Source organism: Protofrankia sp. CiP1_Cm_nod4, from assembly GCF_982290645.1.
In genome coordinates this window covers 12,081-19,912 of the sequence record NZ_CEVIVC010000036.1, presented here as the reverse complement: position 1 = coordinate 19,912, position 7,832 = coordinate 12,081, and the positions used below count along the sequence as shown (strand labels likewise).

Genomic DNA, 7,832 nt, shown 5'->3' with positions numbered 1-7,832 from the left:
GTAGGGGGCCACGACGGCACCAGCTCCTCACAGCACTGCACCTCGGCCGGTATCCCCTGGCCGTCCACCATCTCCTGGGCGTCCACGTCCGCGATGCCGTCGGGCAGCTCGACCGGCAGCACCCCGGTGCGCTGCTCGGCGTGCGTGACCGCCGCCGCGGCCAGCGCGCGGAACAGCGGGTGGGCCCGTGTCGGCCGGGACCGGAACTCTGGATGCGCCTGGGTGCCGACGTAGAACGGATGGACCTCCACCGGCAGTTCGACAACCTCGACGAGCCGTCCGTCCGGCGACGTCCCGGAAATCACCAGCCCGGCGGCGGTGAGCCGGTCGCGGTAGCCGTTGTTGACCTCGTAGCGGTGCCGGTGGCGCTCGTCGACCTCCGCGGCCCCGTACACGCGCCGGGCGACCGTTCCGGGCGCGAGCGCGCACGCGTACAGCCCGAGGCGCATCGTGCCGCCCATGTCCCGTTCCCCGGCGACCACGGCCTGCTGGCCGGCCATCGTGGAGATCACCGGATGCGGCGTGTCCGAGTCGAACTCGGTGGAGTTCGCGTCGGTGAGCCCAGCCATGTTGCGGGCCGCTTCGACGACCATGCACTGCAGGCCCAGACACAGGCCCAGGGCCGGGATCCCGTTCGTCCGCGCGTGCCGGAGCGCTTCGATCTTCCCCTCGATCCCGCGGATGCCGAAGCCGCCGGGCACGAGCACGCCGTCCACCCCGCCCAGCGCGACCGCGGTGGCCTGCGGGGACGAGCAGGTGTCCGCGGGCACCCAGCGGATCTCCACCCGGGCGTCCACCGCGAACCCGCCCGCCCGCAGCGCCTCGGTGACCGACAGGTAGGCGTCGGGCAGGTCGACGTACTTGCCGACGATCGCCACCGTGACCAGCTTGGCCGGGCGGTGGACGCGGCGCAGCAGGGTGTCCCACTCGGTCCAGTCGACGTCCCGGAAGGGCAGGCCCAGGCGGCGGACCGCGTAGGCGTCGAGGCCCTCCCGGTGCAGCACCTTGGGGATGTCGTAGATCGAGGCCGCGTCCGGCGCGCCGACGACGGCCTCGTCGTCCACGTCGCACATCAGGGCGATCTTGTTCTTGAGCGCGGCCGGCAGCGGCCGGTCGGACCGGCAGACCAGCGCGTCCGGCTGCAGGCCGATGCTGCGCAGCGCCGCCACCGAATGCTGCGTGGGCTTGGTCTTCAGCTCCCCGGACGGCGCCAGGTAGGGCACCAGGCTGACGTGGACGGTCAGGACGTTGTCCCGTCCGACCTCGTGCCGTACCTGGCGGATCGCCTCCAGGTAGGGCAGTGACTCGATGTCGCCGACGGTGCCGCCCACCTCGGTGATGACCACGTCCCAGGCATCGGTGGCGAGCCTGCGGATCCGCTCCTTGATCTCGTCGGTGATGTGCGGGACGACCTGCACCGTCTGGCCGAGGTAGCCACCGCGGCGCTCGCGGGCGATCACCTGCGAGTAGACCTGGCCGGTGGTGACGTTGGCGCTGCCGTCGAGGTTGACGTCCAGGAACCGTTCGTAGTGGCCGATGTCGAGGTCGGTCTCGGCGCCGTCGTCGGTGACGAAGACCTCCCCGTGCTGGAACGGGTTCATCGTGCCGGGGTCGACGTTGAGGTAGGGGTCGAGCTTCTGCATGGTGACCCGGAGGCCACGAGCCTTGAGGAGACGACCGAGGCTGGAGGCGGTGAGCCCCTTGCCGAGACTGGAGGCGACCCCTCCGGTCACGAAGATGTGCCTGGTCACGTGCGCCTGCGCCACGCTGGGACCCTTCCGTGGGTTGCGCCGGCCGGACACCCGTACCCGGCCGGTCCACGGGATTTCACGGTAACACCCCCGCCCCGGGTCGGGACACGCCCGAGACAACTGCCGCCCGTCCATCATGATCCAACAGACCCACCACCCCCGGGAGGTGATCACCATCCAGTCGTCGCGTAACCGCACGGTCACGTATCCGGCCCGCCGCGCGTTCGCCGAACGCCCTACCAGACAAAAATCCCACAAGAACACGCGAACACAGCCACCCGCCGCCCCACGCTGTTCCTCGGATTGTTCCTGGGGCTCCGCCAAATCTCACGCGGGCAACAGCTCACAAAAATGTGAAGGACGTGAATGCGCTGCTGTTGTGGCAGCACCGCATTCACATCCTTCGGAGTGTGGCCCCCGGGCGGGCGGCGCGGACGGCCGGGGCGGGACGCGGACGGGGGTTCGGAAAACAGCAGGAAGCCACGCGGACGGCGGGCGGGTGGAAGTCGCTGTCAGAGGACGGAGATGACCTGGTCGTAGTCCAGTCGGGGGTACCGGGAACGGAACGCGTTCTCCCCCGGCCTGCCGATGTTGATTACCGCGAGTGTGCGCAGCGGCCTGTCTGCGAAGAACTCCCGGTCGACGGCGCCGGCGTCGAGCCCGGTCATCGGGCCGGCCGCGAGTCCCGCGGCACGGATGCCCAGAATGAAATAGCCGATCTGGAGGGCGGCGTTGAACCGCGCGCTGTGCTCCCGGAAGGTCGGTTCGGCGAAGATGTCCCTGGCCGTCGTCAGGTGCGGAAAGACCTGCGGCAGATTGTCGTGGAAGTCGACGTCCGCGGCGACGATGGCCGCCAGCGGCGCGGACCGCGTCTTGGCCTGGTTACCCGAGCTGAGATGCGCGACCAGCCGCTCCCTCGCCTCGGGCGAACGGACCAGGAAGATCCGCAGCGGCTGGGAGTTCATGCTGGTCGGCGCCCACTTGACCAGGTCGTAGATGGCACGGATCTGCTCGTCGGACACTGGCTCGTCGCTGAAGGTGTTCGCGGTCTGGGCCGTGTGGAACAACAGATCCGCGGCGGCGGCGTCCAGTGCCAGGGCGGCGCCGGAGGTGGCGCTGGTGGCGGCGTCGGTGACGGTCATGAAAGTCAGGACTCCTGATGGTCGAGGTCGTCACGGGTCCGGCATCCCCAGGCCGCTGGGAACCCGGTCACTGCTCGTGCCGGGCGCCCAGCGGCCTCACAGGACACTACTTGAACGCACAACCACATCCGCGCCATCCCCACGCCGCTGTGACCCTCGCCCCGCGAGCGGTCCGCCACCCCGCGGATGGTCCGCGCGTCGGGTTCGCCCTGCTCCGCGGCGCCTTCATCCCCACGACCGGTTTCCCCACGTTTTCCCGCCCGATGCCCCACCGGACGCCCCTGCCCCGAACGTCCCACTCGCTGCGGCCTCACCCTCGTGGCCGGCGGTGGTGCGCGCCTGGCCCGTAGGCAGAAAACGTCACCATGACAACGAAAACCACCTACGAACGCGGAAGCTGTAGGTGGAAAACGCTGCGATGACGACGGTTTCCACCTACAGCTTCCGCTCTCATGAGCTGTCGGGCCATTCCGCCAGCGCGTCCTGGACGCCATCGATGTCGAGTGGGCCGTGCTCCCGCTCGTACTCTTCGACGATCTCCCGTAGTTGCCGCGCGTGGACCCGGCGCGCGCGAGCCCTGGCAGCTGCGTCAGAGCATCCACGAGGCCCGGTGCGCGCGTCGGCCCGCGGGACGAGGCCTTCCGGGACGGAGCCACCGTGCTTGATCACGCACTCGGTGCGGTGCGGCTCGGCGGCGGGGCCATCTGCCGTACGACCATTGTTGTGGCCATACGACCATTCCGTACGACCATTGTTGCCACCGTGCGTAGCAATCATAAAACCCAGACGTGGTCAGGGGAGGTTGGCCTTGTCGGCGGCGGCGTTGGCGAGCAGTTCCTCGGCGTGGCCGCGGGCGAGCGTGCTCTCCTCGACGCCGGCGAGCATCCGGGAGAGCTCACGGACCCGGCCGGTGTCGTCGAGGGCTGTCACCCCGCTGCGGGTCACCGAGCCGTCGTCGGCCTTGTTGATCACCAGATGGCGGTCGGCGAAGGCCGCCACCTGGGGCAGATGGGTGATGCAGATCACCTGGTGTGTGCGTGCCAGCCGGGCGAGGCGGCGTCCGACCTCGACCGCGGCCCGCCCGCCCACACCGGAGTCGACCTCGTCGAAGACCATCGTCGTGGCGACGTCGCCGGCCGCGAGCACGACCTCGATGGCGAGCATCACTCGGGACAGCTCACCCCCGGACGCCCCCTTGTGCACCGGGCGTGACGGAGCCCCGGGATGCGGTACGAGCCGCAGCTCCACCTCGTCCACCCCGGTGGGGCCGTAGGCGAGCACCTGCCCGGCCACGGGGAGGCCGGCCGGATCGGGACGCTGCGTGACGACCGCCTCGACCTTGGCCCGCGGCATCGCCAGGCCGGCGAGCTCGGCCGCGACCGCCTCGGCGAACTTCTCCGCCGCGTCCCCGCGGGCGGCGGAGATCCGCACGGCGAGCCCGGCGAGCTCGGTGACCAGCCGGTCGCGTTCGGACGCCCACGCGCCGGCCTGGTCGGAGTCGGAGTCGAGCTCGAGCAGGCGGCGCCCGGCCTGGTCGGCCCATTCCAGGGCGCCGGCCAGGTCGGTGCCGTGCGCGCGGGCAAGGGACGTCAGCGCCGCCCGGCGGTCCGCGGCGGCGGCGAGCCGGGCCGGGTCGGAGTCGATCCCGGCGGCGTAGGAGGCCAGGTCCGCGGCGACGTCCGCGAGCAGCATCCCGGCCTCCCGCAGACGGTCGGCCAGCTCGGACAGGGCCGGGTCGAGGGACGCCTCCGCCGCGACCACGCGGTGGGCGGTCCCCACCAGGTCGGTGGCGCCCGGCACGCTGTCGCCGGTGGCGGGGTCGGACACCAGCACGGCGTGGGCGCCGCTGGCGGCCTGCGCGAGCGTCTCGGCATGCTCCAGCCGGCGCAGTTCGGCATCGAGCGCGGCGTCCTCGCCGAGGCGGGGATCGACCTTCTCGATCTCGGCGAGCCCGGCCCGCAGCAGCTCGGCCTCGGCGGCACGCTCCCGGGCCCGGCCGGTGATCTCGGCGAGCCGGGCGGAGACGGTGCGCAGCCGGGCGTAGGCGGTGGCGTAGGCGGCCAGCGGCCGGGCGACCGCGTCGCCGGCGAACCGGTCGAGGGCGGCGCGCTGCTCTCCGGCCCGCAGCAGCCGCTGCTGGTCGGACTGGCCGTGGATGGCGATCAGCCCGTCGGTGACCTCGGCGAGGACGCTGGCGGGCACCGCCCGGCCGCCGACGTGCGCGCGGGAACGGCCCTCGGCCGTCAGCGTCCGCCCGAGGAGAAGGCCGTCCTCGTCGCACTCGCCACCGGCGTCGCGGACCCGTTCGGCCACCGGGCCGTCCGGCGGGACGATCATCCGCCCGTCGACGAAGGCCCGTGCCGTGCCGGGGCGCACCAGGCCGGCGTCCGCGCGCCCGCCGGTGAGCAGCCCGAGCCCCTGGACGATCATGGTCTTGCCGGCTCCGGTCTCGCCGCTGACCACGGTCAGGCCGGGCGCCAGCTCGAGCACGGCGTCGTCGATGACCCCGAGCCCGCGGATGCGAACCTCCTCGAGCACAAACGTGACTCTATGGGGTGCGGCGCCCGCGCCGCCGCCCGCCCGGGCGACACACCGCCGGCGCGGGTGGCCGCGCTGCGTTCACCGGCCCCCGCGTCCCCGCCAGCCGGCCACCGGGAGGTCGAACTTCGCGACCAGCCGGTCGGTGAAGGGGCGTGGGCGCACCACGGCGAGCCGCACCGGGCGGCGGCCCCGCACGACCTCGATCCGGGAGAACGCCTCGACGTCCACCGACCGCCGGCCGTCGCAGGACAGCACGGCCGGCGTGGCGGGCAGCACCTCGATCGCGACCGACGACGTCGGGGCCAGCACCAGCGGACGCGCGAACAGGGCGTGGGCGCTGATCGGCGCGACCAGCAGGGCCTCGACACCCGGCCACATCACCGGGCCGCCGACCGAGAACGCGTACGCCGTCGACCCGGTCGGGGTCGAACAGATCATGCCGTCGCACCCCCACCGGGACAGCGGGCGGTTGTCGACCTCGACGACGCACTCGAGCATCCGGGCGCGGTCGACCTTCTCCAGCGACATCTCGTTGAGCGCCCAGCCCTCGTAGACCAGCTCGCCGCGGTGGCGGACCGCCACGTCGACGGTCATCCGCTCCTCGACCTGGTAGTCCTTGCGGACGACATGGTCAACCGTGGACTCCAGCGCGTCCGGCTCGGCCTCGGCGAGGAAACCGACATGGCCGAGGTTGACGCCGAGCAGCGGCGCGTCGGCGGTGCGCGCGAACTCCGCCCCGCGCAGCAGGCTACCGTCCCCGCCGAGCACGAGGACCAGCTCGACCCCGAACGCGGCGGCGTCGTCGGGCGGGACGACGTTGTCGCAGCGCAGGTCGAGCAGTTCGGCCTCGTCCCGCAGGACCCGCGGGGCGACCCCGGCGGCGACGAACTGGTCCAGCACCCGTTGTGCGATCTCCCGGACGACCGAACGGCGCGGGTGGGTGACCACCAGGACTTCCCGGCTCACTGGGCTTTCCGGCTCATCGGCGGCCCTCGTCACGCTCGGTGGACGGCTCGGGATCGAAACCAGGATAGGCGGTGGGGAGAGAATCGGCGGTAGGGACAGCAGCGGTGTCGGGGACAGCAGCGGTGTCAGGGACGGGACCGGAGTGGGGGACGGTGGTGGCGCGACCACCAGCCGGGCCGGCCGCGATCGCGGCGGCGACCGCATCGGTCAGCCGCGGCGGTGGCATGGGCGGGGCGCCCCCGACAAGCCACAGCAGGTACTCCACGTTGCCCGCCGGCCCGGGCAGCGGGCTCGCGACGACGCCACGCACGCCCAGCGACAGTTCGGCCGCGGCATCCGCGACCTGACACACCGCGTGGGCGTGCAGGGCCACGTCGCGCACCACCCCGCCCGGCCCGAGGCCCGCGCGCCCGACCTCGAACTGCGGTTTGACCAGGACGACGAAGTCGGCCGCCGGCCGGGCGCAGGCCCGCAGCGCCGGCAGCACCAGCCGCAGCGAGATGAACGACAGGTCGGCCACGACCACGTCGACCGGCCCGCCGATCGCCTCCGCGGTGAGGAAACGGACGTTGGTGCGCTCGAGGACGGTGACCCTGGGGTCGGTGCGCAGCCGCCAGGCCAGCTGGCCGTACCCGACGTCGACCGCCACGACCTCGGCGGCGTCATGGCGCAGCAACACGTCGGTGAAACCACCGGTGGACGCCCCGGCGTCCAGGCAGCGCCGCCCGGCCACCCGCAGCCGGCCCGCGCCCGCGTCGGCGCCCGCGTCGGTGCCGACGGCCGCACCGCGAGCCTCTTCGGAAACATTGCCGGTCCCTCCGGCCGTGCCGCTGACGCCGCTTCCGGTGGTGCCGCTGGCGCCTCCGGCCGTGCCGCCATCGGCGCTGCCGGTATTTCCGATGCCGCCGGTGGCGCTGCTTCCAGTAGCGCTGCTTCCAGTGGTCCGCTGGCCGGTGGCGTTCCCGCCGAAGGCGGACAGGGCCGCGAGCAGTTTGTGAGCGCCCCGCGACACATAGCCGGGATCGTCACCGGCGACGATCACAATGGGTGTCGTGTCGTCGACGACCGTGGCGGGCTTGGTCGCCGGCCGCCCGGCCACCCGGACCCGTCCCCCCGCGATCGCCTCGCCGGCCTGCTCACGGGAGCGCACCAGGCCGCGCCGGACGAGCTCACGGTCCAGCCGTGCCCGGCGAGCCACGACAGGACGCCTCGCCCCGGTCACGCCGGTGCCCGGCCGGCCGCCGCGGGCGGCGGCCCCGGCCGAGGGCCGCCTGAGCTAGGCCCAGCCGGCCCAGACAGCCCAGACGGCTGCGGCCGAGGCCCGCCCAGGCCAGGTGGGCGCGGCCCCGTGCCCTGTTGGCGAGGTCCCGGCGGCCCGGGCGCCCGTGACGGGGAGACGGCATCCCGGCCCCGCGGATCCGGCCCACCGGCC

General features: G+C 73.0%; 6 protein-coding genes. All 6 read right to left on the bottom strand.

Features of this window, described 5'->3' with window-relative positions:
- On the bottom strand, nt 1–1,766 hold a 1,766-nt coding region (pyrG, locus tag AC5LSR_RS09460; protein WP_493468361.1), incomplete at its 3' end, for a CTP synthase.
- 497 nt (nt 1,767–2,263) lie between these two features.
- The gene (locus tag AC5LSR_RS09455) at nt 2,264–2,893 is read right to left on the bottom strand and encodes a malonic semialdehyde reductase (RefSeq protein ID WP_250281836.1); all 630 of its coding nucleotides are present in this window, start codon (nt 2,891–2,893) and stop codon (nt 2,264–2,266) included.
- A gap of 450 nt (nt 2,894–3,343) precedes the next feature.
- Nucleotides 3,344–3,670, bottom strand: coding sequence for a hypothetical protein (locus AC5LSR_RS09450; protein WP_250281838.1), 327 nt, complete (start codon nt 3,668–3,670; stop codon nt 3,344–3,346).
- A gap of 15 nt (nt 3,671–3,685) precedes the next feature.
- On the bottom strand, nt 3,686–5,431 hold the full coding sequence (recN, locus tag AC5LSR_RS09445; RefSeq protein WP_250281840.1) for a DNA repair protein RecN: 1,746 nt from the start codon (nt 5,429–5,431) through the stop codon (nt 3,686–3,688).
- A gap of 81 nt (nt 5,432–5,512) precedes the next feature.
- On the bottom strand, nt 5,513–6,400 hold the full coding sequence (locus tag AC5LSR_RS09440; RefSeq protein WP_250281842.1) for an NAD kinase: 888 nt from the start codon (nt 6,398–6,400) through the stop codon (nt 5,513–5,515).
- Between the two features lie 13 nt (nt 6,401–6,413).
- Nucleotides 6,414–7,598, bottom strand: a complete 1,185-nt coding sequence (locus tag AC5LSR_RS09435; RefSeq protein WP_250281843.1) for a TlyA family RNA methyltransferase — start codon at nt 7,596–7,598, stop codon at nt 6,414–6,416.
- Nucleotides 7,599–7,832: the final 234 nt, after the last annotated feature.

Excerpts from the sequence above, each read along its gene's own strand:
- AC5LSR_RS09455 (WP_250281836.1), bottom strand. The coding sequence starts at position 2,893 with ATGACCGTCACCGACGCCGCCACCAGCGCCACCTCCGGCGCCGCCCTG.
- AC5LSR_RS09450 (WP_250281838.1), bottom strand. The coding sequence starts at position 3,670 with ATGATTGCTACGCACGGTGGCAACAATGGTCGTACGGAATGGTCGTAT.